32 protein-coding genes are annotated in these 22,717 nt (G+C 53.9%); 16 read left to right on the forward strand and 16 right to left on the reverse strand.

Features of this window, described 5'->3' with window-relative positions; all coding sequences use genetic code 11:
• Positions 1 to 9: 9 nt before the first annotated feature.
• Positions 10 to 2,523 (reverse strand): methionine synthase, encoded by a 2,514-nt coding sequence (locus tag ACYOR7_RS00890; RefSeq protein WP_294805515.1) that lies wholly within the window; start codon positions 2,521 to 2,523, stop codon positions 10 to 12.
• 98 nt (positions 2,524 to 2,621) lie between these two features.
• On the opposite strand from ACYOR7_RS00890, the gene ACYOR7_RS00895 reads away from it, so the two are divergent.
• Positions 2,622 to 2,750 carry a hypothetical protein gene (locus tag ACYOR7_RS00895; protein WP_294805517.1) on the forward strand — a complete coding sequence of 43 codons (129 nt, stop codon included), beginning with the start codon at positions 2,622 to 2,624 and terminating at the stop codon, positions 2,748 to 2,750.
• Here the strand turns inward: ACYOR7_RS00895 and ACYOR7_RS00900 are convergent.
• Positions 2,747 to 4,060 carry a 4a-hydroxytetrahydrobiopterin dehydratase gene (locus ACYOR7_RS00900; RefSeq protein ID WP_479912857.1) on the reverse strand — a complete coding sequence of 438 codons (1,314 nt, stop codon included), beginning with the start codon at positions 4,058 to 4,060 and terminating at the stop codon, positions 2,747 to 2,749. The two genes, ACYOR7_RS00895 and ACYOR7_RS00900, sit on opposite strands and share 4 nt — an antisense overlap.
• 115 nt (positions 4,061 to 4,175) lie before the next feature.
• Here ACYOR7_RS00900 and ACYOR7_RS00905 point away from each other — a divergent pair, with 115 nt between their 5' ends.
• The 3 genes from ACYOR7_RS00905 to ACYOR7_RS00915 all read left to right on the forward strand — a co-directional run bounded on the left by ACYOR7_RS00905 (position 4,176) and on the right by ACYOR7_RS00915 (position 5,392).
• Complete coding sequence (locus ACYOR7_RS00905; protein WP_294805521.1) at positions 4,176 to 4,349, forward strand: hypothetical protein; 174 nt, start codon at positions 4,176 to 4,178, stop codon at positions 4,347 to 4,349.
• A gap of 23 nt (positions 4,350 to 4,372) precedes the next feature.
• The gene (locus ACYOR7_RS00910; RefSeq protein WP_294805522.1) at positions 4,373 to 4,597 is read left to right on the forward strand and encodes a hypothetical protein; all 225 of its coding nucleotides are present in this window, start codon (positions 4,373 to 4,375) and stop codon (positions 4,595 to 4,597) included.
• 255 nt (positions 4,598 to 4,852) lie between these two features.
• Complete coding sequence (locus ACYOR7_RS00915) at positions 4,853 to 5,392, forward strand: hypothetical protein (protein ID WP_294805524.1); 540 nt, start codon at positions 4,853 to 4,855, stop codon at positions 5,390 to 5,392.
• 54 nt (positions 5,393 to 5,446) lie between these two features.
• Here the strand turns inward: ACYOR7_RS00915 and ACYOR7_RS00920 are convergent, their stop codons facing one another.
• Positions 5,447 to 6,397 (reverse strand): homocysteine S-methyltransferase family protein, encoded by a 951-nt coding sequence (locus tag ACYOR7_RS00920; protein WP_479912858.1) that lies wholly within the window; start codon positions 6,395 to 6,397, stop codon positions 5,447 to 5,449.
• 119 nt (positions 6,398 to 6,516) lie between these two features.
• Between ACYOR7_RS00920 and ACYOR7_RS00925 the strand changes: the two genes are divergently transcribed.
• Positions 6,517 to 7,026: a hypothetical protein gene (locus ACYOR7_RS00925; protein WP_294805526.1), complete on the forward strand. Its 510-nt coding sequence runs from the start codon at positions 6,517 to 6,519 to the stop codon at positions 7,024 to 7,026.
• Positions 7,027 to 7,043: 17 nt separating this feature from the next.
• Here the strand turns inward: ACYOR7_RS00925 and ACYOR7_RS00930 are convergent, their stop codons facing one another.
• From ACYOR7_RS00930 to ACYOR7_RS00955, 6 genes are all read right to left on the reverse strand, one after another.
• The gene (locus tag ACYOR7_RS00930; protein WP_294805527.1) at positions 7,044 to 7,598 is read right to left on the reverse strand and encodes a hypothetical protein; all 555 of its coding nucleotides are present in this window, start codon (positions 7,596 to 7,598) and stop codon (positions 7,044 to 7,046) included.
• 54 nt (positions 7,599 to 7,652) lie between these two features.
• The gene (gene asnS, locus ACYOR7_RS00935) at positions 7,653 to 8,951 is read right to left on the reverse strand and encodes an asparagine--tRNA ligase (RefSeq protein ID WP_479914437.1); all 1,299 of its coding nucleotides are present in this window, start codon (positions 8,949 to 8,951) and stop codon (positions 7,653 to 7,655) included.
• Between the two features lie 45 nt (positions 8,952 to 8,996).
• On the reverse strand, positions 8,997 to 9,593 hold the full coding sequence (locus tag ACYOR7_RS00940) for a TetR/AcrR family transcriptional regulator (RefSeq protein WP_294805529.1): 597 nt from the start codon (positions 9,591 to 9,593) through the stop codon (positions 8,997 to 8,999).
• Positions 9,594 to 9,740: 147 nt separating this feature from the next.
• Entirely contained in the window at positions 9,741 to 10,184 is a 444-nt protein-coding gene (locus ACYOR7_RS00945) for an MgtC/SapB family protein (protein ID WP_479912859.1), read from the reverse strand.
• 125 nt (positions 10,185 to 10,309) lie between these two features.
• Positions 10,310 to 10,615, reverse strand: a complete 306-nt coding sequence (locus tag ACYOR7_RS00950; protein WP_479912860.1) for a hypothetical protein — start codon at positions 10,613 to 10,615, stop codon at positions 10,310 to 10,312.
• 68 nt (positions 10,616 to 10,683) lie between these two features.
• Positions 10,684 to 11,544: a hypothetical protein gene (locus ACYOR7_RS00955; RefSeq protein WP_479912861.1), complete on the reverse strand. Its 861-nt coding sequence runs from the start codon at positions 11,542 to 11,544 to the stop codon at positions 10,684 to 10,686.
• A gap of 103 nt (positions 11,545 to 11,647) precedes the next feature.
• Here ACYOR7_RS00955 and ACYOR7_RS00960 point away from each other — a divergent pair, with 103 nt between their 5' ends.
• Complete coding sequence (locus ACYOR7_RS00960; RefSeq protein ID WP_294805533.1) at positions 11,648 to 12,229, forward strand: NUDIX hydrolase; 582 nt, start codon at positions 11,648 to 11,650, stop codon at positions 12,227 to 12,229.
• Positions 12,230 to 12,235: 6 nt separating this feature from the next.
• The gene (locus ACYOR7_RS00965) at positions 12,236 to 13,282 is read left to right on the forward strand and encodes an alcohol dehydrogenase catalytic domain-containing protein (protein WP_294805534.1); all 1,047 of its coding nucleotides are present in this window, start codon (positions 12,236 to 12,238) and stop codon (positions 13,280 to 13,282) included.
• Here the strand turns inward: ACYOR7_RS00965 and ACYOR7_RS00970 are convergent.
• Positions 13,279 to 14,568 carry an ArsB/NhaD family transporter gene (locus tag ACYOR7_RS00970; RefSeq protein WP_294805535.1) on the reverse strand — a complete coding sequence of 430 codons (1,290 nt, stop codon included), beginning with the start codon at positions 14,566 to 14,568 and terminating at the stop codon, positions 13,279 to 13,281. The genes ACYOR7_RS00965 and ACYOR7_RS00970 overlap by 4 nt on opposite strands.
• A 92-nt stretch (positions 14,569 to 14,660) precedes the next feature.
• Here ACYOR7_RS00970 and ACYOR7_RS00975 point away from each other — a divergent pair, with 92 nt between their 5' ends.
• The gene (locus tag ACYOR7_RS00975) at positions 14,661 to 14,918 is read left to right on the forward strand and encodes a hypothetical protein (protein ID WP_479912862.1); all 258 of its coding nucleotides are present in this window, start codon (positions 14,661 to 14,663) and stop codon (positions 14,916 to 14,918) included.
• Between the two features lie 18 nt (positions 14,919 to 14,936).
• Here ACYOR7_RS00975 and ACYOR7_RS00980 read toward each other — a convergent pair whose 3' ends face one another.
• From ACYOR7_RS00980 to ACYOR7_RS00990, 3 genes are read right to left on the reverse strand one after another with little or no spacing between them, the layout of a single operon-like run.
• Entirely contained in the window at positions 14,937 to 15,173 is a 237-nt protein-coding gene (locus ACYOR7_RS00980; protein WP_479912863.1) for a hypothetical protein, read from the reverse strand.
• Positions 15,174 to 15,222: 49 nt separating this feature from the next.
• Positions 15,223 to 15,441 carry a hypothetical protein gene (locus ACYOR7_RS00985; RefSeq protein ID WP_479912864.1) on the reverse strand — a complete coding sequence of 73 codons (219 nt, stop codon included), beginning with the start codon at positions 15,439 to 15,441 and terminating at the stop codon, positions 15,223 to 15,225.
• Positions 15,442 to 15,485: 44 nt separating this feature from the next.
• Positions 15,486 to 15,764: a hypothetical protein gene (locus tag ACYOR7_RS00990; RefSeq protein ID WP_294805539.1), complete on the reverse strand. Its 279-nt coding sequence runs from the start codon at positions 15,762 to 15,764 to the stop codon at positions 15,486 to 15,488.
• An 89-nt stretch (positions 15,765 to 15,853) separates the two neighbouring features.
• Between ACYOR7_RS00990 and ACYOR7_RS00995 the strand changes: the two genes are divergently transcribed.
• From ACYOR7_RS00995 to ACYOR7_RS01020, 6 genes are all read left to right on the forward strand, one after another.
• Positions 15,854 to 16,951: a hypothetical protein gene (locus ACYOR7_RS00995; protein ID WP_479912865.1), complete on the forward strand. Its 1,098-nt coding sequence runs from the start codon at positions 15,854 to 15,856 to the stop codon at positions 16,949 to 16,951.
• A gap of 73 nt (positions 16,952 to 17,024) precedes the next feature.
• Positions 17,025 to 17,255, forward strand: a complete 231-nt coding sequence (locus tag ACYOR7_RS01000) for a hypothetical protein (RefSeq protein WP_294808387.1) — start codon at positions 17,025 to 17,027, stop codon at positions 17,253 to 17,255.
• Between the two features lie 356 nt (positions 17,256 to 17,611).
• Complete coding sequence (locus ACYOR7_RS01005; protein ID WP_294808390.1) at positions 17,612 to 17,854, forward strand: hypothetical protein; 243 nt, start codon at positions 17,612 to 17,614, stop codon at positions 17,852 to 17,854.
• A gap of 231 nt (positions 17,855 to 18,085) precedes the next feature.
• Complete coding sequence (locus ACYOR7_RS01010; protein WP_294808392.1) at positions 18,086 to 18,343, forward strand: hypothetical protein; 258 nt, start codon at positions 18,086 to 18,088, stop codon at positions 18,341 to 18,343.
• 98 nt (positions 18,344 to 18,441) lie between these two features.
• On the forward strand, positions 18,442 to 19,059 hold the full coding sequence (locus ACYOR7_RS01015) for a MarC family protein (RefSeq protein WP_294808395.1): 618 nt from the start codon (positions 18,442 to 18,444) through the stop codon (positions 19,057 to 19,059).
• Positions 19,060 to 19,329: 270 nt separating this feature from the next.
• A complete protein-coding gene (locus tag ACYOR7_RS01020) occupies positions 19,330 to 19,491 on the forward strand; it encodes a hypothetical protein (RefSeq protein WP_294808397.1) in 162 nt (53 codons plus the stop codon).
• Between the two features lie 71 nt (positions 19,492 to 19,562).
• Here ACYOR7_RS01020 and ACYOR7_RS01025 read toward each other — a convergent pair whose 3' ends face one another.
• Positions 19,563 to 19,895 (reverse strand): hypothetical protein, encoded by a 333-nt coding sequence (locus ACYOR7_RS01025; protein WP_294808399.1) that lies wholly within the window; start codon positions 19,893 to 19,895, stop codon positions 19,563 to 19,565.
• 181 nt (positions 19,896 to 20,076) lie between these two features.
• On the opposite strand from ACYOR7_RS01025, the gene ACYOR7_RS01030 reads away from it, so the two are divergent.
• Positions 20,077 to 20,229 carry a hypothetical protein gene (locus ACYOR7_RS01030; RefSeq protein ID WP_294808401.1) on the forward strand — a complete coding sequence of 51 codons (153 nt, stop codon included), beginning with the start codon at positions 20,077 to 20,079 and terminating at the stop codon, positions 20,227 to 20,229.
• Positions 20,230 to 20,243: 14 nt separating this feature from the next.
• Here the strand turns inward: ACYOR7_RS01030 and ACYOR7_RS01035 are convergent, their stop codons facing one another.
• Both ACYOR7_RS01035 and ACYOR7_RS01040 read right to left on the reverse strand, forming a co-directional pair.
• Positions 20,244 to 20,699 carry a hypothetical protein gene (locus tag ACYOR7_RS01035; protein WP_479912866.1) on the reverse strand — a complete coding sequence of 152 codons (456 nt, stop codon included), beginning with the start codon at positions 20,697 to 20,699 and terminating at the stop codon, positions 20,244 to 20,246.
• A gap of 189 nt (positions 20,700 to 20,888) precedes the next feature.
• Positions 20,889 to 21,443, reverse strand: a complete 555-nt coding sequence (locus ACYOR7_RS01040; protein ID WP_479912867.1) for a hypothetical protein — start codon at positions 21,441 to 21,443, stop codon at positions 20,889 to 20,891.
• 736 nt (positions 21,444 to 22,179) lie between these two features.
• Between ACYOR7_RS01040 and ACYOR7_RS01045 the strand changes: the two genes are divergently transcribed.
• Positions 22,180 to 22,653 (forward strand): hypothetical protein, encoded by a 474-nt coding sequence (locus ACYOR7_RS01045; protein ID WP_479912868.1) that lies wholly within the window; start codon positions 22,180 to 22,182, stop codon positions 22,651 to 22,653.
• Positions 22,654 to 22,717: the final 64 nt, after the last annotated feature.

Raw genomic sequence — 22,717 nt, forward strand, 5'->3', positions numbered from 1 at the left:
TCTCCGGCCCTAAAGCACGAAATACTCTGCCTGAGGGTGGTGGACCACTATTGCGGCAGTGGACTGGTCCGGAATTATCTGACCCGACTCTGTCAGACCCATCCCTGATTTTTCCGGGTCCAGTATCTGCCACACAAGATGGTGCTGCATCACGTCTGGGCAGCTAGGATACCCCCAGCTGTAGCGCAGGCCCCGCTTGTCGCCGATTTGAAGCTCTTTACGTATGCGGGCGTTGACCCACTCGGCCATCGCTTCTGCCGTTTCCACTGCAAGGCCGTGCAGGTAGTAGGCGTCTGTATAGCGGTCCTGCTTGTTCCACCCATCGATGACTTCGGTGACCTTTGTCCCGACTGTCACTGCCTGAAAAGCCGCAATGTCGTCCTTTCCGAAATAGTCTGCAAGGCACAGGTGCTTTTCCTTTGAAGACCTCGGAAACTCGAAAACGACCTGCTGATTGCCGGCATCTGCAAGGTCGACTGCCAGCCTGCCCGGGCCGGCGCTTGCCTGCGACAGGTTGTGGCAGCGGAAATACCCGTAGACCGCCCTAGGCTCAAACAGTTTTTCATCGATGACGCGCCCCGTCCACTCTGCAAACAGTTTTTCCGGGTCGCCGCTTTCGCTTGCGCCCTTGCCCCTTATTCCCCACTGCAGCACAAAAAGGGACTTTTTGCTGATGTGCTTCCAGATTTCTTTCAGGTCAAGGTCCGCCGGCTCTAGCCTCACCTGCCTGCCAATGTGCGGCGCCACCGGGGGTTCCACCGGCTTTATCCCGCTGTGCGGCAGCAGGTCCGCGGTTTCCTGCACCGCCTGTTTCTCTGTCCATTTTTCCAGCTTTTGCCGCCAGTCGCCTATGAACTGCGACCTTTCGCCTGACACGAGCGCGTTCATCGCCCGCAGCCCGTCAAACGCGGTCTTGCAGTAAAAGACGCCGGGGTTGTATATTCCGCCGTCCTTGGCTATCCTGTTGATGTAGTTGCTGTTTATCGCCGCGCCTCCGCACAGCACGGGGATTGCCATGTTGTTCTGCCTGGCGTGCTCGATAAAATACTGCATCTGCTTTGACGTCGACACGAGCAGCGCGGAAAGCCCGACAGCATCCGGCTTGACCTCCTCTATCTTTTCCAGTATCTTTTGCATGGGCACCTGCTTGCCTAGGTCGTAGACCGTGTAGCCGTTGTTTGCGAAAATCGTCTTGACCAGGTTCTTGCCGATGTCGTGCACGTCGCCGTACACCGTGCATAGCACTAATTTGCCCTTGCTCACCCCTTCCTGCTTTATCAGGTACTTTTCAAGCTCTGCGACTGCGGCCTTCATGCACTCTGCCGATTTCAGCACGAACGGCAGGATGAGCTCGCCTGCGCCAAACTTGTCGCCCACCTCCTTCATGGCCGGTAACAGGACTTCATTCAGTGTTTGCACCGCCGCCTCGTGCGCGGCTTCCCTATTTGCCTCCCGCCTGTCGCCTACGACTTTAGCTCCCGGTATGCGCCCTGCTATTGCCTGTACGACGTCAGCCTCTATTCCGTCCTTTAGCCGGTTTACTATGCGGAAATGGCATTTCTTGTCCGCGTCCCACGACGGGTCGACTTCGACGCGCTTGCTCGTACCAGACGCGACTTTGGCTTTCTCACCCTCAAAATGCGCGATGAGGTCGGCAAGCGCGTTCTGATGTTTGTTGAAAATAAGGTCCTCTGCGAGCCTCTTTTGCTCCGCGTCGATCTCCGGGTACGGTATGATGTCCTTGGCGCTGATGATTACGGTGTCAAGCCCCGCCTTTATGGCGTGGTACAGAAACACTGAATTCACAATCTTGCGCGCGCCAGCCGGAAGGCCAAAGCTGACGTTGCTCAGGCCAAGCGTGGTAAACGCATCGGGGAACCTCTGCTTGATGAGCCTGATGCCCTCAAGCGTGTTCTTGGCAGAGTCTGAAAACTCGGCCTCGCCCGTCGCAAGCGTGAACGTGAGAACGTCAAAGATGAACTGCCAAGGTTCAAGCCCGTATTTCTTGCCAGTGTCGTACAATAATTGCGCGGTCTCTGCTTTTTCCTCTGCAGTCTTGGCCATGCCCTTTGGCCCGATGCACATCGCTATCGCCGGCAGGCCGTACCTTGCCATGAGCGGCGCAAGAGCGTGGAAACGCGAGCCGTCGCCTTCGAGGTTTATCGAGTTTATTATCGGCCTGCCCGGTATCTGCATCACCGCTGCTTCGACCACCTTTGGGTCGGTCGAGTCTATCACGAGGGGCGCCTCGACCTCCAGGCTCAGGCGCTTGACCAGCTTTTTCATGAACTCTAGTTCGTCCGACCTCTCTGTGGTCGCGACGCACACGTCGAGGCAGTGAGCCCCGTCCTCCACCTGCTCCCTTGCAAGGTTCACGAGGCCGTCAAGGTCGTCCTTCATGACCATCTCCTTGGCTTTTCTGGAACCCTGGGTGTTGAGGCGCTCGCCTATGATGAGGGGCGCCGGCTCTTGCTTCAAGTCGACTGCCTTGAGCGCCGAGCTGACGCGTGGTATTTTTTTCAACTGCATTTCAGTATCGCAAAATCAGGTATATTTGCTATTCAACTTGCGCATACAACAAAAAGCGATCATGTTATCTGGCACCGTTGCGTAGCCGGGCCATGAAACCCGGCTACCGCAAGGTCGTGTGCGCAGAATGCGAGGCCATAGTAGGTTACGTCGCCATACAGCCGCACACCTCCACCATAGTCAAGGCGTACTGCGAGGACTGTTACCAGCAACTGCGCTAGGCTATTATCACGCTCGGCGACATGGTCATAAAGATGCCATCAATCCCGAACCTTTTTTCCATCGTCTCCCTGTAGTCCATGAACCACTCGATATTCTCTGGCGTGTTTGGGGCGACTACGAAAAACCCTGCGTTGCTTTCGCCGTCTTGCCTAGTACCGTTCTTTATCGTAGTTCCGCTAAAAGTCGGGAGCACCGTGACTCCGCCAAATCGTTCGGCAAGCTCTGTCCTTGCCTGCTCCAAAAGCTCCTGGCTGATTGCAGTTCCGTTGTCGCGCTTTGTAGAGAACAGGTAGTCAACCCTGACGTGGGGCGAGTCAAAAACCGTGCTGGCGGCTTTTGTAGTATTGCTGGTAGTGGTGGCGCCAAGGGCCTTTGCCTCCCTGTCAATCACGCCTGCCAGCTTGGCGTCATAGTCGGTTATCTTGTTCCCCGCGCTCCACGTATACAAATAGACTGACACGGTGCCATAGTTGTTGGTCCAGTCGGGGTGGTGGTTCATCTTTTCTGCCTCAAGGCCCACGTTGTACATGAACTGGAACGCCTGCACAAAGTCCTTGAACTGGAACGCCTTGTAGAGTTTGCCGCCTACTACCTGCCAGCCGGCAGAATCGGTCAGCTCTTTTATCTGGGCTTCCGACAGGGGCGTGTACGCCATGCTATCGGATTTGACCGCCGTCTCTGGTATCAGCGTGCTGGCGGCGGTTTTTGTCATGTTTGCCAAGTTGTAGCCCGTGGCGTTTTCTGCGGGGCTGAACTTTTCAAGCGCGACCTTTTTCGTAAAGCCGTCAAAGGTGGCAGTCACCGTAAACGGCGTCCCCTTTAGGCTGTGGAAGCCCACCGCGTTTGCCACCACTGCCATCGAACCGTGGTCCGCTGAATCCTGTCCCGCAAAGAACAGGGGCGAAGCGTAGGTCACGTTGTTGGACGGCTCTGTGTAGAGCGGAGGCGAGTTTGCCTGCGGCCCGTCGTAGTGGTGGTACGTGAAAAGCTCCACGGGGCCGCTGGCGGCCCAGGTGAGAGTCCCGCTGTAGATGACATCATCTCCAAGCGGCGGCAAAAACATTGCAGACTGATGCGCCTCGTGGCCCGGCGCAGGGTCTTGGCCAGACGCCATAGTCTTTGTCACAAGGACTCTGCTCAGGATTGTCTGTGCCTCTGCATTCTGCTGCTGCGGCAGCAGGGCAATGCTCGTATATGCAAATGCGGTCAGAATCGACGCTGTGGCTATTGCCAGCGCAAGGCGCAGCGGCATCTTTTTCGCCGGTTTGCTCCTGTTGTTATCGTCACGCTTGAAAGAAGGAGAAGCCATCAAGCCACATAGAATCGTCAGCTATAAAACTTGGCGCAATAACTGCCTCCAGTTCGTGGGTTCTGCCTCTACTGCCGGGGATAAACCTTGTATACTTGTTTGCCGAATTGTATGCATGGTATCAAGCCATACGATCCTCAAACATCAGGAAGAGGACGAAGTCGAAGAAGGTGTCCCTGTGTGCGGCGCCAACTACTCCAGCCCGGTAGTCGATCAGGCAAGCTTCATAGACGAGATCCACTACAGCATCGGCGGCAAAAAATACATAGAAAACGCCCCACATTTCTAGGCTAGGCTGGAGGGAAATATTTTTTGCAAATCAAGGGGCAGGAGCCTAAGGAGCGAGATACGGAACTGGAGAACATAGTAGGCAATCTTTTGATTGCAGAATACCAGGTCGACAAGCTCAGGGCGCGGCTGGCCGAAAAGGTCGTGGGTCGCGGCGACGGCCTGGCAAACAACCAGTCGGTCTACACATTCAAGAACAAGGACCGGCTCTTCCGGGTCCGCGTCCAGATAGACGAGATGGAACTATAGTAAAAAAAAAGAAGAAAAGTGGCGAGTCGCTGCCGCAGTAAAATATCTGTATGCGTGCGTGTGTATAATGCGGTACAGTTGTATCTACACTGCACAATATGTACATGCATACATATCTCTGGACTCGTCTTGCAAAAGGTGCGGTTTATTCGAAATCCCATTTCTTTTGTACTAGAATAGCTGTGAGCCGGGCATCAGCTGGTCACAATCGTAATAGACATTGGATGCGCGTCATATAGTACATGAGTTGGGGCCATGACACCAATCACGGAATCCGTCACGTTCCGCTTTGAAAAGATGGTGCTTGAGCAGCTCAAGCGTGAGGCCGAGCAAAAGCGGATAAACCTCAACACGCTGCTCAACCAGATCGTCAAGTCTCATATTGAATGGCACGCACTTGCTCCGCAAGCCGGATACGTTCCTTTGCGCAAGCCGCTAATCCGAGGGATGGTGGATTCTCTGACCCGGGAGCAGATCGATGAAATTGCAAATAGGTACGTGCAAGATGTATCGGATCCAACTCTGATGATAACTGGCAAAAAATTTTCACCAGAATCTTTTCTAGAACTTGTAGACCGGTGGATGAGGGCCACGGGTTTTGAGTACCAGCATGAAGTGAGCAAGAGCAACAATAATCACCGTCACTTTGTCTATGTAATCCTGCATAACATGGGGCAGAATTGGTCTTATCTTATGGCGCAGATTCTCGGGCGAGCCGCTTCTAGCTTTACAATTAAAAAACCGGATATGCGGGCTACCGAGAGCACCCTCTACATTGCGCTAGATTTGGAATAAGATAAAATCTCAACAGGAACTCTGTCTATGAATATGCTTTTTGCGCCTCTCTATCTATTTTGATGATGGCGTCGTCTCAAGGACGCGCCGAAGCTCTGTAATGTGCTCCGGGTTTGTGCCGCAGCACCCTCCTATCAGGCGCACGTTCTTGTAGCTTTTGACAAAGTCTGCCATCCTGTGCGCAATCTCGTCGGGCCCCATCTTGTAGACCGCCTTTCCGCCCTCGTTGTGAGGCATCCCTGCGTTTGGCATGACCAGTATGGGCAGGTCCTGCTCTGCCAGCCACTTGATGCTTGGCTCCATCTCGGCCGGCCCCGTCGAGCAGTTGAGGCCAAAAAAGTCGATACCCATGTCGCTCACCGTCGTGTACGCGGCCTGCACGCTTGTCCCAAGGAGCATCTTGCCGTACTGGTCGAGAGTCACGTTTGCGATTATCGGGACTTTTCTGCCTGCCTTTTCCATAGCCTGATGGGACGCCTCGATTGCAAGCTTTACTTCAAGTATGTCCTGGCTTGTTTCTATCAACAGCGCGTCTGCGCCTCCCAGGATGAGCCCTTCTGCCTGCAGCGCAAACGCCTCCCTTATCTCGTCAAGGGGCTTTTGCCCGAGGTCCGGGTCGCTTGAGCTTGGCAGAAACCCAGTCGGCCCCATCGAGCCTATTACGTATCTATTTTCAAACTCGTCGGCGACCTCTCGCGCAAGCTGCGCCGCCTTTTTGTTGAACTCGACTGTCTGGCCGCCATAGCCGTACTCCTCCAGCTTGAACCTGTTGGAACCAAAGGTGTTTGTCTCGATGCAGTCGGCGCCTGCCTCAAGGTAGCTGCGGTGGATCTTTTTTATCCATTCTGGCCTCGTAAGGATGAGGCCGTCGTTAAAGCCGTCCTTGCCGTCGGGAAAGTCCTCGGGCGCCGGATTGAGCTTTTGTATCTCTGTTCCCATTGCCCCGTCGAACAGCAGCCGCCTCTTTTTTGCGGCTTGTACGAACGGCTCTCTTTCTTGTGGCAAACAAGCCTTGTTCTCGCAGATTCAATTTAATGCTTCGCCGGGCTCTAAAATAGACAAAAGGGGCAACATCTCTTGACACTGGGGCTCTAAACCGCATACAGAGACCTCATGGGCATCATATGATGACCTCAATAGTCCAAGAGTCAACAGCGACAACGACAACAACGCCAACACCAACGCAGACAAGAAGAACCACAGACATACCTCCACACTTTCTCCTCGTAGGCAGAAAGAACGCGCTCGACTACATCGCGCCCGCGCTTTTCAGGATAGGCACGTTTGGCGAGCTGGTCGTGAGGGCAAAGGGGAGCATGAGCATCGTGACTGCGGTAAACGTTGCCGAGATGGTCAAAAAGGATGTCGCAGGGCTAGAAACGCGCTCTATCGCGATAGGCACAGAGGAGATAGTCATAGAAGGGATGCCAAAGAGAGTCTCGTACATTGAAATCCACCTGGCAAAGCCTGCGCCGGTTGTAGAGGCACCGACACCCGCAGCCGCAGAAGAAGCGCCGCCGCAGGACAAGCTTGCCGAGACTGCTTCGACTGCCAAGAAGATAAGGGCCAAAGCAAAGAAATCGACTACCACAAAAAAGAGAACGGTCCGCAAACAGCAAAAGGCGGACGCCTAGGCTCTTTCTCTTTATATTTATCTCTGCCTTCCGCCGCCAAAAACCGACAGGATGCTTGACACCATCATGCCTGCCGTGTAGGACTGGCCCATCTCTGCAAAGCCAGGGATAAAGTGGAGCGAGAACAGCGCGCCAAGCGCGGCAATGCCGCCGTACTGCGACAGCTTTTTCAAGAGCGTCTTTTCGCTGTTGAAAGGCGCAAGCAGCATCCCAAGTATCCACGTCCCAAAGAGCCAGATCATGGTCTTTGTGGCGACAAGCTCGGGCGCTGTGAACGCGACTCCAAAATACATCGCAGTCACGATAAAGTCGGCGCCCATCATGTTGGCAAATATCTTGTTGAACGACTTTAGCTTGACGATATAGTGGCCAAAGACAAAGCCCATTATCGCAACTGCCGCGGCGCTCCCGCCGACGTAGGCCGCGTTTGCGCCGCACGAAAAGAGCGCCCTTGGGTCCGTGCTCCCGCACATCACCTGCGTGGCCACCAGCACCATGAGGAACGTCTTGATGATGACGCTCGCTATTATGAGCAGGGCCTTGTGCTGGCGTTCAAGCGGTTGCGCTTTCAATGTGGTATATACGTGTGTGCTGGCTGCTGCCAGATACTTAAGGCTTGATCATCATCACGGCTCTACTCGCGACATCGTCCTCGGGAAAAGCACCGTGTCTTTGATGTCCTCCGCGTTAGTTATCCATCTCACGAGGCGCTCGATGCCAAGGCCAAAGCCGCCGTGCGGCACAGACCCGTAGCGGCGCAGGTCGAGATACCACTCGTACGCCTCTGGCTTTAATCCCTCTTTTTTCATCCTGTTCGTGATAGAGTCGATGCTGTCCTCCCTCTGGCCTCCGCTCGTTATCTCGCCAAAGCCCCGGGGAGCAAGCATGTCGGCAGTCAGCCCGACTCCCGGGTAGTCCGGGTCTTCCTTGACATAAAACGGCTTGACCGCAATGGGATAGCCGACTACGAATATCGGTTTGTCAGAGTCCTTGGTCAGCTCGCGCTCGGAATCTATCGACAGGTCGTCGCCGAACTGGATGTCGCGCTTTGTCCCGTCGTCTTCCGTGACTTGGAACCCTCGTGAACGCAAAATCTCTATCGCCCTTCCGTACGGCACGCGCTCAAACGGAGGCTCGACTTTTTTGAGGCCGGAAACGTCGCGATTTAATAATTCCAGCTCTTCTGCGCGCTCTTTGATCGTGTTCTGTATCACGTACGAGACCATCTGCTCCTCAACCTTCAAGATGTCCTCAAGCACGACCCAGGGCGCCTCTGCCTCCAGGTGCGAAAATTCCGCCAGATGCCGGACGGTCCTCGACTTTTCAGCCCGGAACGACGGCGTCAGACTCCACACGGGGCCAAGCGAGAATATCATCGCCTCCAGGTACAGCTGCGCGCTCTGCGAGAGGTATGCATCCTGGTCAAAATACCGCAGCTTGAAAAGAGTCGAGCCCCCTTCCACCGCGCCCTTTACTATCGTCGGAGCGGTCACCTCCATCCAGCCGTTTTCCACGAACCACTGCCGGCCGTAATGGAGGACGGACGCGCGCACCTTGGCCATTGCTATCATTTTGCGCATACGGAGCGCAAGGTGGCGCTTGTCAAGGAGCAGTTCATCGCTCTGGTACTCGCCTATCGGGTACTCGGCTGCAACGTTGAATATTTTCAGCCCTTTTCCCTTTATCTCGTAGCCTCCCTCCGGCGCCCGGGGGTCTTGGCTTACGATGCCGGTGACCTCCACCGACGACTCTATCGTGAGGTTTGCTACCTTGTCGGTCGAAAGGACGCACTGTATCACTCCGCCCCTGTCGTCTCGAAGCAGTAGGAACGAGTTTTCCTTTTGCTTGCGCAGGCGGTGTACCCATCCCCTGACCGTCACTTCTTTTCCGACAAAACTGGCGTTCTTGACCTCGCTGGCGCGCATATGTTTGATGTCTGTCACGCAGACCTGATTATTATAAAATGTTTTTTAGCTTTTGAAAGCTGCAAGAAGTACCCTTCTTATGGGCGCCCATATGCGCTTGTCCTTTGCCTTCTCCGGGGTAAGGAGAAGCTGTATCGCCATCCCTTGATAGATGGCAAAGAGCATCCTGACAACGCCCTCAGCCTCTGCGACATCCACTTTGATGACGCCTACCGACGATGCAAACTCCAGAAGAGTCTTCATCCTGCCTATCGCCTCTTCGAGGCCGTCTCTGAACACCTTGGCTATCTTGTCGCTCCTCCTGCCGCTGACCCACATCTCAAAGAGCAGGGCGGTAAAGTCGGGGTTTTCCTGCAAGTTTCTCTTTAGGACTTCAATCATGCCGTCCACCAACTCTTCCAGCGTCCGGGCGCTTGACAGGCTGCCGACAGAAGAGTCCCACATCGGCTCAAAGCCAAATGCCAGCGCCTTTGAGACCATGTCCTCCTTGTCCTTGAAGTAGTAGTGCAAGAGGCCCCTGCTGACCTTGGCGGCGTCTGCGACGTCGTTGATGGTGGTGTTCTCATAACCCTTTTTCGAAAGCACGGCAAGCGTCGCCTCAATCATCCTCTCGGCCTTTTCCTCCTTGCCCCTCCTCGGCACAAATACACACTGCGCGCCTGTCGGTTATTATGATTTGTGCTGGACGCCCAACAAAGATTCTTTGCTCCCAAGCTCCTGCACCTGCCACTTGACACCGTTCTGGTAATGGACGTATGCCAACCCGAATTTCCTCTTGACCTGCAGCCTCTAGGTCTCTTCGCCTCTTTTTATCATCCTTGAAAGATGCGGTATCCTAGGCACGCCGACGGCAAAGGCTGTCGCCACTATCGCAAGAAAATAGTATTCGTAGCCGATTGCCATGCCGATTGAAGCCGCAAACCACACGGCGGCCGCAGTAGTCAGGTTTGTTATCTTGCCGTCAAGCTCGCTTTTTAGGATGAGCCCCGCGCCGAGAAAACCAATGCCGGAGATTATCTGCGCCGCTATCCTTGACTGCGAGTTTGGGTCTACCAGTGACGAAAGAAAAGTGAAAATCATCGCTCCCCCTATCACAAGGCAATGCGTGCTTATTCCTGCCGCCTTGTTCCTTGACTCCCTCTCTGCACCAATGGCAAAGCCTGCCGCAAGAGAGATCCTGATGCCGACCAAAAAACGCATTTCATAGCCGGTTGGTATCCCTTCAAATACCATCTTGCTCTATTGACAAAAATGATATTTTAACAGTGAGGGTAATGTTATCCCTTTTTTGCAAAGCGCGGCCGGTGTTTTTTCTGCGTCCGTGTTTCAAGAAAAAAAGAAAATAGGGGAAGAGGAAGTCAGGAAGCCGCTGTCTTTCTGCCCTTTGCAAAGAAAGCCGCCGCGACTCCTCCAAAGATGGCGCCCAGCGCGCCGACGTACAGCAGAGTCTCGTTGCCTCCTATCGACAGCATCGGCGTGCCAGAACCATTCGGATTCTCATGAGTAGTTACCCACTTTCTTGCCGCAAGCAATGTCTGCTCGTTGCACTCTATCCTGTCAATGTTGTACTTTGCGCACTCGGCAAGCTGATTCGGAGTGGCGCCCGCGGTGGGGTTGCCATTGACGCCGTACTGCGCGTGCGACTGCTGAACCGTTCCTGCCAAGTGCCAAGGCTATTCCTGCTGCGGCCAGCAGGGCCATGTAGTTTTTTGACTTGTCCATGCACTAGTTATCAAGGGCGCTCTGGATAATCCTGCGTTCCGGACGCGCCCGTCGGCGCCTGTTCTGGCTCTAGAACGCGGCCTTCAAAGCACCGGTACTTGACTAGGAGCATGTAGCCAAGAAACCCGACGACTGCGGCCCCTGCAAGAGGCAGTATGGACGAGGCAAGACCGGGTGTGGCAAGCGCGCTTTGGCCGGCCATGGCAACCTTTTCTTTGGATATCTCTGTCGACTTTTCTATCGTCTGCTGCTGTTGATGATGGCCTGCGCTTGCCTCGGGGGCGACGTAGCTTTGGCTTACCTGTACGGAAGGAGGCTCTTGCACGTACTGGAACAGAAAGGCGCTGCCTGCGACAAACACCACCAGCGCGACTGCGCCGGGCGCAACCAGCGGGAGGACGCCCCTTGCGTTTCTCCTGTCAGACGTCGCCTTGTCCGCCCTTTCAAGCAGGCTGAACCTCCACATCCTCCACGCTTCCAGCCACAGCACACCGGCCGCTGCGGCTGGCACTGCCAATCCATAGACGCTCCACGACGACAGGTTGAATATCACATACAGGACGGAAACGGCGGAAAATACCGAGGCATAGAATGCAAGCCTCGGGACCGAGAACCTCCCAAAGTTCACGTACGACTCAAGTGCCCTGACCCTCACCTTGCGGATGACGTACACCCTGCCGTGGCTGTCCTTTGCGGCAAGGCCCATCCCGACCAGCTTTTCCACCTGGTAGTCGGCCACGCTAGGGCTGGACAGGCCCAGGTCGCGCTGTATTTCCCTTATGCCTCCCGGCTCGCCCTTTCTCAATAGGTACAGGTACACCTGCAAGGTCCTGCCCTGCAGCTTGCGCTCGATGTCGCCTTCTCCTTCCATATGAGAAGAGTTGGCAGAAGGTGGATTTAAGGAGCGCCAAAACAGAGGCCGTTCTGGGATTAGAACACGTGTTTTATAATCCAGTCCGGCGCCAGCTAGGGCGTTGGCAGTAAAAAAAAGAGGTTGGAAGCGCCTTGGCCGGAAAAAGGTGTTTGAGGCAAGGGACGGCAAGACCGTCTACATGGAGCTCTTCCAGGACACCGTCCAGACGCCAAAGGGCAGGACACTTTCCTATACCCATTACCGCTCGTCAGACGTCGTAGTGGTTGTCCCGTTCCTTGACAAAGAGACGCTTGTCATGATAAGGCAGTATCGTTACCCGCTCGACAAGACGCTGCTAGAGTTTCCCGCCGGCCACGTGGAAAAGGGCGAAAGCCCGCTTGCGACTGCCAAGAGGGAGCTTCAAGAGGAGACCGGCTACCGGGCAAAAACAGTGAAACACGTCTACGACTACCACCCGTCAGTCAGCAAGTCGCGGCAGGTAGTGCACGTCTTTACCGCGTCCGGTCTTGCAGGCGGCGAGACCGACCACGACAGTACCGAGGACATAACCGTGGAAACAGTGAGCGTCAAGAATCTGGAAAACATGATAGCTGACAAAAAGGTGGAAAACGCCGGCACGCTTATTGCCTACCTGTTGTGCTGCAGCAGCGGAATAAAGAAGATAAACCGCAACGGAGCGTAAAGCGGCATGATGGCAGGAGAGACAACAATGAAGGTGATGGTCCTTGACAGGTGCGCGCCTATCGAAACGAGGCCGCTGAAACTGAGGTCGATACCGGTCCCCCAGCCGAAAAAAAGGGGCGACGTGCTTTTGGAGATAGAGGCGTGCGGCGTCTGCCGGTCCAACCTGCACATGATAGAGGGCGACTGGAAGGACGAGGGCTCGCCGTCGGTCCTGCCGGTGGTGCCGGGCCACGAGGTGGTCGGCGTCGTTAAAAAGGCTGGCAGCTCAAAAAAAGTCAGGGAAGGCGACAGGGTCGGCATACAACCTTTGTATAGCTCATGTTTGAAATGTGACTACTGCCATTCCGGCAAAGAGCATCTGTGCGACGACGCCGAGATAACAGGCGAAAGCGTGCAGGGCGGATACGCCGAGTACATCGTCGCAAACGAGGAATTTGTAACTGCGATACCCGACAGCATCGACTCTGCGCACGCTGCTCCGCTGTTCTGCCCCGGCATAACTGCGTACAAGGCAGTCAAGGCAAGCGAGCCGGCAAAGGGCAGGTCCGTGGGCATCTTTGGAGTCGGCGGAGTAGGGCACCTTGCGGTGCAGATGGCCAAGATGGAGGGCGCAAGGGTGGTCGGCATCTCCCGGGCAAAAAAGCACCTTGACCTTGCAAAAAAACTGGGCGCAGACAGCACCATCGCGTACCAGGAATCTGTCGATCAATTCGTCAAGAACCTGAAGAGGGAAGAGGGGCTACTGGACAGCGCAATCGTGTTTGCGCCGTCAGAGAAGGCCATAGACGCGGCGGTAAAGTCGGTCAAAAAGGGCGGGCTCGTAGTGGTTGGAGTGGTCGGCGAGATACCTCACTTTTCCGCGTTTGAAGAAAAGACCATCCGCGGGACAGTGATAGGCTCACGACAGGACATGGCAGACCTGGTCGCACTTGCCGCTGACAGATCGCTTGACGTGATCATAGAGACGCACAAACTTGCCGAGGCAAACGATGTGCTTGCGAGGCTAAAGCACTCGGAAGTGGAGGCGCGCGCAGTGCTTGTGCCCCGCTAGAGCACCAGCATGATGAACGCATAGTATATGGCGATGTTTGCAGCCGTTATCACGCTCCCTAGCTTGGCAAACTCAAAAAAGGAGAACGCGCGAACTCCCCTTGATTCGGCCGCCTCGATGACTATTACGTTGCTTGCCGCGCCAAGTATCGTGAGATTGCCGGCTATGGTGCTTGCCGCGGCGAGCATCAGCCATTGCGCAACATGTCCGCCCCCAAACCCGCTTCCCGCCATGACAAAGTTGTACAGCGCGACAAAGGGAACGTTGCTGAGGATCTGGCTCAGAGAAAGACTTGCCGCCGTTATTACGCCGAGGCTCTGAGCCTTGTCGGCCGGGCTTGGGGTCGGGAGCCAGCCCGTGATTATCGATATTGCTCCTGACTGCCACATGGCCGACGTGACTACGAACATTGCCGCAAAGAACACGAGCACGGAATAGTCTACTTTTTTCAGGATCTGCGTGCGCTCGCTTGAAAGCGCGTACAGCGCGGCCGCGCCGAGCATGGCCACTATGCTCAGGCCAAAGTCAGCAATCTTGAGCGCGTGCAGGAACTCTGACAGGATGAACCCGGCAAGCGTGGCGATTGTCACATAGATTGCAAGCTTTGCCTGACGAGGGTTGTAGCCGACGCCGTCCCCTTCCTCCTCTGCGACCTTTTCCGGAGCGCGCCCTATCTCCTTTGGCAGTTCCTTTCTGAAATACGCCTTTAGTATCAGGTACGTGACAAACAGGTTCGCAACGGTCGGCACGCTCAGGTAGAGCAGGAACGTGACGAACGGAAACTGCATCCCGCTGTCAATCGCTATGAGCAGGTTCTGCGGGTTGCCAATCGGCGTCATGACGCTTCCGACGGTTATCCCAAACGCAAGCGCAAGCAGCAGTATGGTAGGCTTGATCCCCGCGTGCCTTGCCACGTGCACCGCAAGCGGTATCCCAAGGAGCGCAATCGTGTCGTTCACCAGAAACGCCGAGAGCGCGCCCATGCCGACTACGAAAATCATCAAGAGCTGCGCCGGCGTCCTTGCGCGTGCAAGCATCCTGACTGCTATCATCCGAAGCACGCCGGCCCTTTCTAGCGCCGATACTATGCTGAACATGCCAAAGAGAAACGCAATGACTTCAAGGTTCACCGCCTTGAACGCGTCGGAAATGCCCGTCACCTGCAGGCCGACCATCAGAGCCGCGCCGATGAGCATCGCCGTCCATATCGGGATTCCGAACCTGCGCCGGCCGATGATGAGGATGTAAACCACCGCAAACACGCCAAGGGCGACGTACTCTTGCACAGCGGTGGGACAAGGCAATGTGGCTATAACCTTTACTTGCCGGGCAGACATGCAGCGTTGCGTAAATACGGGTTTCACGCTACAGCTGCAATATGGGCCAGTTGCCGGAGAGCCTGTGGGAGCTAAAAGAGACCGCCAAGTGGGCTCGCAACTCCGGGGAGAAAAAGGCCGCCATAAATGCGCTGTCTGCTCGCGGCAAGAAGGCGCTTTCGTCGCTTGAAGAGGTGCTCGCCGTGACAGCCTACGACGATGTCAGGTCGGAGTGCGCTGAAGCGATAAGGTCCGTCAAGAAAAAGGACTCTGATGAAAAGGAAGAAGGCAAGCCCTCGTTTGCAGACCTCACTTCCTGATTCTTTCTTTTTGTTGAGCTAGAGTCCTCTTGATTTCAGCTCCTTGCGGAGCTGCCTCCTTACCTGCTCGACTGCGCTGTTGAACGCCTTTAGATATTCTTCCTTGCGCTCGGGCCGCGCGACTGCCATGCCAAGCGCGATCTCGCCAGCAGTCGACACCAGCCCCGCTATGGCCACGTCTGCTGGCGCCTGCCTCGACTCTATCAGGCCGTGGAGGCTGTCTACAAGCTCTGCAATGTTGTTGTTTTGCGACATCTCTCTCTCTCTGTTGTCTTTTGGAATGGGTTGCTTTACAATCTTGCTACTACATGAACCTGCCGAATCCCTTGGTGAACAGCACGAACGTCGCCACCGAAGGGGGCGCCAGTCCTACCATGAAAAAGTTGGGCGCCTGGTCGCGGGGCATGTTAGAGCCGCCGATAAAGACGATGACCACAAAGAACGATGCGAGGAGGGTCACTGCGAAAAACAGAGCCGCGCCTGCCATAAAAGCCAAAAGCTTTAGGTTATCTTTGGCAGTCACGAAGTGCTTGCGTACGTCGCCCTATTAGAACTATCTCGCGGCGGTCACTTGGAGCCGCACAGGTCGGTCTCGTTGCGAAGCGATGGCGGGACTTCTTTCAAATTCGCCGGCACAGGCTTGCAGGGTGGAAGTCCGTACTGCGTCCTGAGCTGGTCTTGCTGTTTGCTCATCACTCCGGTCGAAAAGCTCGACCCGATGTGCCCGAACTGCAGGTACATTACTATTACGATGGCTATGGAGACTCCCATCACCAGTATGGTGACGGCCACCGTCTTCATGGTCTTCTCGTATGCATCCTGCCCTTCATTCTTGTCGTCATGCATACTGTAGTACTAGACGCAGCCATGATAGATAAGACTCCGCTAATCAAACTCCATTTTGCGTAAATATCATGAACGCGTGTACTTCCCCAATGAACCAGAAGACCAAGATTTTTTCCGCAGCGGCTGCTGCTGTGCTTGTTTCTGCGCTTATTTTCGCCTCATTTGCAGTGGCGAAAAGCTATGCGCAGATCGGCAACCAAACAACAACCCCGCCACCGGCCGGCAACCAAACCGGCCCGACTATTGGCAACCAAACAGGCGCAGCTGCTGGGAACCAGACAGCTGGTACAACCGGCAACCAGACAGCTGGTACAACCGGCAACCAGACAGCTGGTACAACCGGCAACCAGACAGCTGGTACAACCGGCAACCAGACAGCTGGTACAACCGGCAACCAGACAGATTTATCGCAAGTTCACAGGTTAACCGGCAGAATCTCAAGCGTCCAGCTTGAAAACGGCAAACCTGCATGGATACAGGGCGGAATCTGGCAGCTAAGGGTTAATGTCAACGGAACTGGCAGCAGTCCCGCACCAGCAGGCAATGCTACTGCACCGACAGGAAACGCAACATCGCCAGCCGGCAACGTTACTGCGCCAACCGGCAATACGACTACACCAGGCGGAAACATGACGGGAGGAAATATTACCACAACGGCTTTTGAAGGAAGCAACGTCTACCAACTGCCGCCATCTCCAGGTCCGGCACCGGCTCCAGGAGGAAACCAAACGATGCCCGGCGGAGGTGCGCCTCCATCTCCAGGTCCTGCACTAACTGGAAATGCTACTGGACCGGCAACCGGCAACACAACATCGCCGACAGGAAATGCTACTGCACCATCTGGAAACGCAACGTCTGCAACGAGTGGCGGAGGTAGCACTTTGACTCCAGGCAACACGAACCTCTTCTTCATAGCCAAGTTTGACATGGTCAAACCTGACGGGACGGCCGCACATGAGCACAACGTGACTGACCTAAAGGCGTCCGAGGTTACCTTTGAAAACAACATCTTCACCGTCAAAGGCACGGCCACTGTTACCCTGAAGAACGGGCCCGTGGAGAATGTACCTGTGACCATCAAGATACTGAACGGCTCGGTGTTCACACTGACCATAGACCCTGCCAAGACAGACAACCACTTTGGTTCCGATCCGATATACGGTACAGTCGAAAAGGGATTCAAGTAGCAGCACCGCTGCTACTCCCTTCCCATTTTTTTGCAAAAAGCATTAACAGGGCTGCGCGTCAAGACAGAGGCGGATGCACAAGGCATTAGTTATAGCCGGGATAATCCTGGTGGTTGTTTCCAAGATTCTGATCCTAAAATCGCTTTTTGAACAGGGCGCGTACGAAAGCTGCATCGAAAACAATGCCTCACTGTGCGCCTCGGCGCCGTTTCCGTTCTTCATCTACGGCTGGATAATCACGGCCGCCGGCGCAGCCGTCCTTATTTATGGCCTCAAGTACGTGCAGCTAAAAGACCTGAGATGACTGCCATGCAGATAACCTGCGTGCATTGCCGTGCCGCAAAACACCATTTGGCGCGCGCAAGTCAGGTATAATGCTATTATCCGGAAAAAGTGAACTGTAATATCGAGTCAAGCGGAGGGCTGCAGGTCAATAAAATCCATTCAAGCGGATTTCTCCCAAGTTCCCTTACCTGCAGCCCTCTCTCTTTGTCCTCCTCTTTTCCTCGCCGGTCCGTCCGCGCTAGATGATCTCCGGAGGTGGCCTCTGGGACATTTTGCTAAACCTCCTGCGCAATTAGGTATAATCTCCCAACATCCATCGGCGTATTGGGCGACTCGGTAAAATAATTGCGTGACGGATCAACAGTGTTATATTTGATGGAACAGGATGAGTTGGTCGGGGGATCATCATTGCGGGCCGGACTTGCGCGCTCACGCGACGTGCTGGGTGACGAAGTGATGCAAGTCATATTCCGTTACCTTGAACGCAGCGGCTTTAGGTTTTCAAGCGACATGAAATACCCGGTGTCTCGGGTGCGCATGGCCATCCGCGACGTCCTTGGCGACTATGGCTCTGACATCATTATGAAAAACCTGATGCACGAAGTGGACAGCGCCTAAGACGGCGCATTTCTTTTTTTGCATCGTGGCCGCGTGTGCGCGTGCGGCTATTGCACTTGCTTGCATTGTACACTGACTGGTTTTAGGCCGGGGTGCGGCAGCAAGCCTGCCAAGTCAACATAATGTGCGCGGCCCTGCCGGGCTATTACCCAGAGATCCATGGCGCCGGCGGGGCCGTGGCTTTGCATGGTCGTGGTGTTTAAAGGTCGGTTCTGCGATATTGCACCTGCTATGGTTGTCAAGCGCATTCCGCTCTCAAGAAAAGACGTCAAGCTGTTCCACGAAGCCAATGTCTTTGACAAAGTCTACAACGGCGGCTATCCCACAGCCGCGGCGTTCTTTATCGGATATGTCACTGGGAGAAACAACGTGGCGCCCCTATCCATAGTCAAGGCCGAGTCTGTCAGCATCGAGTACGAAAAGGACGGCAGCAGCGGCTACCTAAAGATATCCGGGAAGGGAAACGCAAAGAAGCAAAAAGGGCGCTGACGATACTCTACTATTTCTTCCTCCTTCTTTTATCATATCCTGTCACGCACTGAAAGGTAATATCGTATAATGACGAATGAATCCTGCTTTTACTAAAAATGGTAGATTTCATTTATTCTCCAGAGCATTTCTTTCCAGACCTAGTCAGGTCCACCATCACGCTGCTTGTGGTGATAGACCCCGTAGGGATTGTGCCAATATTCATGTCGCTGACCCGGCAGATGGAGCGGGCAGGCAGAGCAGAGGTTTCCCGGACGGTCATAATCACGGCCGCCGGCCTGCTCTTTGTGTTTGCCATCGCCGGCACGCAGATCTTTGGGATATTTGGGATCTCTATTCCAAGCTTCATGGTCGCCGGCGGCGTGCTCCTGTTCATTGTGGCAATAGAGCTTTTGACCGGCGGAGGGTGGAGGTTCGTCGGCTCGGACGCGGCGAGGGACACCGGGGTGGTGCCGCTTGCCTTTCCGCTGCTTGCTGGGCCCGGCGCGATAACCGCCGTCATAATCTCGCTTCAAACGACTGGCCTTGCGACAACCGTGGTTTCAATCATGCTTTCAATGGCCGCTACCTATGCGGCGCTTCGGTATTCGGACAGGATATACAGGGTCCTTGGCAGGAGGGGTTCTCTGATAGTCACGCGGGTCTTTGCGGTGTTTGTGGCAGCCATCGCAGTGCAGTACGTCGTACAGGGTGCCAAGGAGCTCTTTGCCGCGTGACTATACGCTATTAGCTGCATCTAGTACTGAAGCGCAAGCCGGCAAAACTTGGGGATTTAAGTGCAAACTGCGTCAGTGGTACCGGGAGCAGGCCGTAAAAAAAGTATGGCCGCCGGCAGCGCTTGCAGCGCTTGCGGCGGCGAAATGGCCTCCCTGAATCTGGGTTCCGGAAGGACCTGCCTGCTCTGCAAAGAAAAATAGCCGTCATGTGATTTTAGAAACTAGAAAAATGACAGAAAATCATTTCTATAACCACATCGTAAATTGTATGTGACAGCGATAGAAAGCCCCGGAAAGCAGGATGAAAGAAAAAAGCACTACCGGATTATTGACGACGACACTATCATCCGCCTAAAGAAATACTACAAGCTGGACGATAACGGCGAATTGCTCAAGTTTGTAAAACGCAACATCAAAAGTGATGTGGAATAGATATATGCATATGTGTGCTTGCTCAGGCGGGATTTAGGGCCGCAACCCGAGAGATGATTCAGGTAAAAAAATTACCTGTGGGCTATTGTCATGCACCTGGCAAGGTCTCCTGCCTTTGAATAGGCGACGCCTCCGTCAAGGTGGAGTTCTGCGTACAACCTGTTGCACATGCTCATCAAAATTTTCTCTCCTGCCTCGCCCAGCATCTCGATGAACGCGCGTTCAAAAAGGTCCGGCCTTTGGATTACGACCGTGCGGATGTCGTCCGTCATTTCGCCTCCCATATGATCCTTGACTATTGTTGCAGCCAGCAGATCAAAGATGCGGCTGCCGAAAACCACTTGCAAATCATTCAGGATTGCGTCTGCTAGCTTTTCAGAATCTGCGATAGCCCCGAGCACCATTACATCATAATGCCTATAGAACTATGATGTAAGCTTAGCTATCATGTATCGTCAAATGCCGTATCGCATAGAAGATGCCTCTTGATGAAAATTAGGCAAGTCATAAAACGGCGCGACGCATCCCGTGTCTTTGCATGGACGCGCGTCATTATTTCTGCAAAAAAATCCCGGTGTGCGAGACTTGACTGCTGCTGCGGCGGCGCGCGATGTGCTCTACATGCGCCTTGGGTCTTTTGGAGTGAACGTCAAGCTAATCAAAAAGCTCAACCTTTCAGACGAAGAGCTTGCCACTCTTGAGAGCAGGCTAGAAGAGCTCATGAAGAAAAGCGGTTGAATGCCGCATATTTCTTATGCAATGCTTGAAGCAGAAGGGGCCTTGCCAAAGTATGCCTTGACGTGCGGCCTGTACAGGTAGTACAGGATTACCCCGGATATCACGACATTGACAATGCTTCCAACGTTTCCGCCTGCCAGGGAAACGATGCCCATCACCACGCTAATGATTGACAGGATGACTGTGACGGTCCATGCCCAGCCTCTTCCTCTGAGCAGGCCCCACGCAACGACAAACGAGACGATCCCCAAAACTATCAAGATTCCGCCGACAATCACACCTACGCCCCCGGCAAGCGCGGTCAGGGCCATCTGGCCGGCCATGTTCGGGTTGACGTTTGACAAAGTGGGAAGCAGCGAGCCTGCGGCTGCAAGGCCCACGCCGGCAAAGAGCATGACGATGCCGCCGATGATGTTCAGAATGGCGATGACAGTTACTCCAAGCGGCCTTGAGGTGACCGACGGCTTCATGACAATGTACCAGAAGCAGAATATTAAAGAGATTTTCAAGCTGTATATTGTCGAAGCATTTCAGGGGTTGCAGGTTCTACAACTATCGTTAAGGTACATGCGCCATAACTTGACTCTCGTTGAGAGCTTGTGGAATTCTAGTACGGTAATTCGTGGGTTGGAAATAGAGACTCCCTTTCTTTTTTTCCGCTACCACCACATGGGGTTCTGGGCATAGTATCCGTCAATGTCTGACTCTGTCTTGATTGCGTATTTTTTGGCTTTTTCGGCCGGGGACGCACTAGAAGGATGATGCTCTTCTTGATAGTGCTTTTCAAGTTCATCCAGACTCGCAAAGACTGCCAGACACTTCTCGCATACGTGCCGGTCACCACCCAAGCTTTCGTCCGTCTGGACAGAAAACAGGGGCTTTTTGCTCAGGCTGATGGTCATGTTCCGCGGGAGGTGTATCGCTATTATTCCACCGTCCTGCCAGCTCTTGAAGTTCTTTTCAAACTCTTCGTACAGTGAAACGTTAAAGCAGGCGACCGGATCCTGCTCAAATTCACAGGACCTCATCTTTTCCAAGTATTCTTTGTGCACTCTTTCAAGCCACGCGTCTACTATCTTGGGGTGCTCGTCAAGTACATTTTGCGCCACTTCAAGCGTATAGACGGCGATCATTGTTTCAAGGGCGGCATTTGGGACTAGGTAATAGCCCTTCAATACCAGGCCAAGCCTTCCATCATCAAACGCTGTTGACACGGACAGTATATCTTACGTCATCTAAAGTATTAAGGATAAAGGCGCAATTATGAAAAAGAGGGTAAAATTATCCTCCATCAATCTCTCTGGGGTATATGCTGTGTAGCCAATATCCGGCGCTGGTACAACAGGTTCTTTAGCGCTTTCTTAGGTTATTGCCGTGCCTATTGATTTTGGATGGTAAAGCCTGTAATGTTCAAGGTATTCCTGAAGTGAGGCGAAAGCTATTCCACATTCCTCGCAAAGGTAGTTGTACTTGTGACCGCGTGGGGAATCGCTCATAGCATATATGATGCGTCAAACTAGAAGATAAGATTTTAATGAAAAGAGCGAAAAAATACCAAAAGCCATTTGCCACGAGGTAAGACGCAAAGCCCATGACAGAGACGAATGCACTCTTTTCCTCCGATTAGTATGTGTGTGTACGAGTTGTTGTCTGTATGGGTGCGTGGATTATGCTTTGGCGCAAGTAGCAAGAACGGTAACGGGACTTTTGAGCTTCGCCCTGACCACGCATTCATTGCAATATCTCTGACACTTCCTTAGTCGCTTCTACTGTACAGAAAGTACAGCTGGCTATTCTAACATTCTTTTTAGGAAGATATCGCCTTATTTGTACTGGTCATGCCATAATATAATCACGAAAAATGCAATATTGATGATATCATGCATTTTTAGCGCAATTTGGCTGCACTGTATCCCAACTCATTTCAATCATCAATGCAATAATCTCTTGATGTCAAGCAATCTACGGAAAAACAGGATATTGGCCGCATCTATCCTAACTGTAGGAATGGCAATCACTCTTTGGGCAGCAACCGCTCCATCGCAGGCGCTGGCGCAAGGATCGGGCGGCAACGCCACGAACAATGGAACCGCGGCAGGAGGTCTATCTCTATCTGGAAATCAAACTGCACTTGTACCTAATACCAATGCGTCGTTAATCATTACGCCCCAGTCAGTTCAGCCGAGTGGAAATCTAACTCTTGCAGGATCTGATTTTGGCAAGAGCCAGCAGGTGACTTTTATGCTGGACAATGCGACCCAGAATGCGATTCCTACTGCTATGACGGATGAAACAGGCGCATTTAGCGTCAATGTCGCGCTTCCAAGCGACATAACGCCGGGCGGCCATACCATCAGCGCGAAGGACGGATCCGGTATAACGGCAACAGCTCGATTCAATGTAGAGGCACCTTCGGGAAAGTGACCTTTGCAGCGACAAAAAGCTGTTACTCCTCCTTTTTTCTTGATGTATACCAAGCGTGATTGCT

The organism is Candidatus Nitrososphaera sp. 86-2, from assembly GCF_056726185.1.

Bases quoted from the DNA above. Each gene is read 5' to 3' on its own strand.
- ACYOR7_RS00945 (WP_479912859.1), bottom strand. From the start codon at position 10,184: ATGGTATTTGAAGGGATACCAACCGGCTATGAAATGCGTTTTTTGGTC.
- ACYOR7_RS00915 (WP_294805524.1), top strand. From the start codon at position 4,853: ATGACACCAATCACGGAATCCGTCACGTTCCGCTTTGAAAAGATGGTG.
- ACYOR7_RS00980 (WP_479912863.1), bottom strand. From the start codon at position 15,173: ATGTCGCAAAACAACAACATTGCAGAGCTTGTAGACAGCCTCCACGGC.
- ACYOR7_RS01015 (WP_294808395.1), top strand. From the start codon at position 18,442: ATGGTAGATTTCATTTATTCTCCAGAGCATTTCTTTCCAGACCTAGTC.
- ACYOR7_RS01035 (WP_479912866.1), bottom strand. From the start codon at position 20,699: ATGAAGCCGTCGGTCACCTCAAGGCCGCTTGGAGTAACTGTCATCGCC.
- ACYOR7_RS01045 (WP_479912868.1), top strand. From the start codon at position 22,180: ATGTCAAGCAATCTACGGAAAAACAGGATATTGGCCGCATCTATCCTA.
- ACYOR7_RS00905 (WP_294805521.1), top strand. From the start codon at position 4,176: ATGGTATCAAGCCATACGATCCTCAAACATCAGGAAGAGGACGAAGTC.
- ACYOR7_RS00975 (WP_479912862.1), top strand. From the start codon at position 14,661: ATGGGCCAGTTGCCGGAGAGCCTGTGGGAGCTAAAAGAGACCGCCAAG.
- asnS (WP_479914437.1), bottom strand. From the start codon at position 8,951: ATGCGCGCCAGCGAGGTCAAGAACGCCAGTTTTGTCGGAAAAGAAGTG.
- ACYOR7_RS01010 (WP_294808392.1), top strand. From the start codon at position 18,086: ATGGTTGTCAAGCGCATTCCGCTCTCAAGAAAAGACGTCAAGCTGTTC.
- ACYOR7_RS00955 (WP_479912861.1), bottom strand. From the start codon at position 11,544: ATGGAAGGAGAAGGCGACATCGAGCGCAAGCTGCAGGGCAGGACCTTG.
- ACYOR7_RS00965 (WP_294805534.1), top strand. From the start codon at position 12,236: ATGATGGCAGGAGAGACAACAATGAAGGTGATGGTCCTTGACAGGTGC.
- ACYOR7_RS01005 (WP_294808390.1), top strand. From the start codon at position 17,612: ATGGAACAGGATGAGTTGGTCGGGGGATCATCATTGCGGGCCGGACTT.
- ACYOR7_RS00925 (WP_294805526.1), top strand. From the start codon at position 6,517: ATGATGACCTCAATAGTCCAAGAGTCAACAGCGACAACGACAACAACG.
- ACYOR7_RS00895 (WP_294805517.1), top strand. From the start codon at position 2,622: ATGAAACCCGGCTACCGCAAGGTCGTGTGCGCAGAATGCGAGGCCATA.
- ACYOR7_RS00990 (WP_294805539.1), bottom strand. From the start codon at position 15,764: ATGCATGACGACAAGAATGAAGGGCAGGATGCATACGAGAAGACCATG.
- ACYOR7_RS00995 (WP_479912865.1), top strand. From the start codon at position 15,854: ATGAACCAGAAGACCAAGATTTTTTCCGCAGCGGCTGCTGCTGTGCTT.
- ACYOR7_RS01025 (WP_294808399.1), bottom strand. From the start codon at position 19,895: ATGGTGCTCGGGGCTATCGCAGATTCTGAAAAGCTAGCAGACGCAATC.
- ACYOR7_RS00900 (WP_479912857.1), bottom strand. From the start codon at position 4,060: ATGGCTTCTCCTTCTTTCAAGCGTGACGATAACAACAGGAGCAAACCG.
- ACYOR7_RS01000 (WP_294808387.1), top strand. From the start codon at position 17,025: ATGCACAAGGCATTAGTTATAGCCGGGATAATCCTGGTGGTTGTTTCC.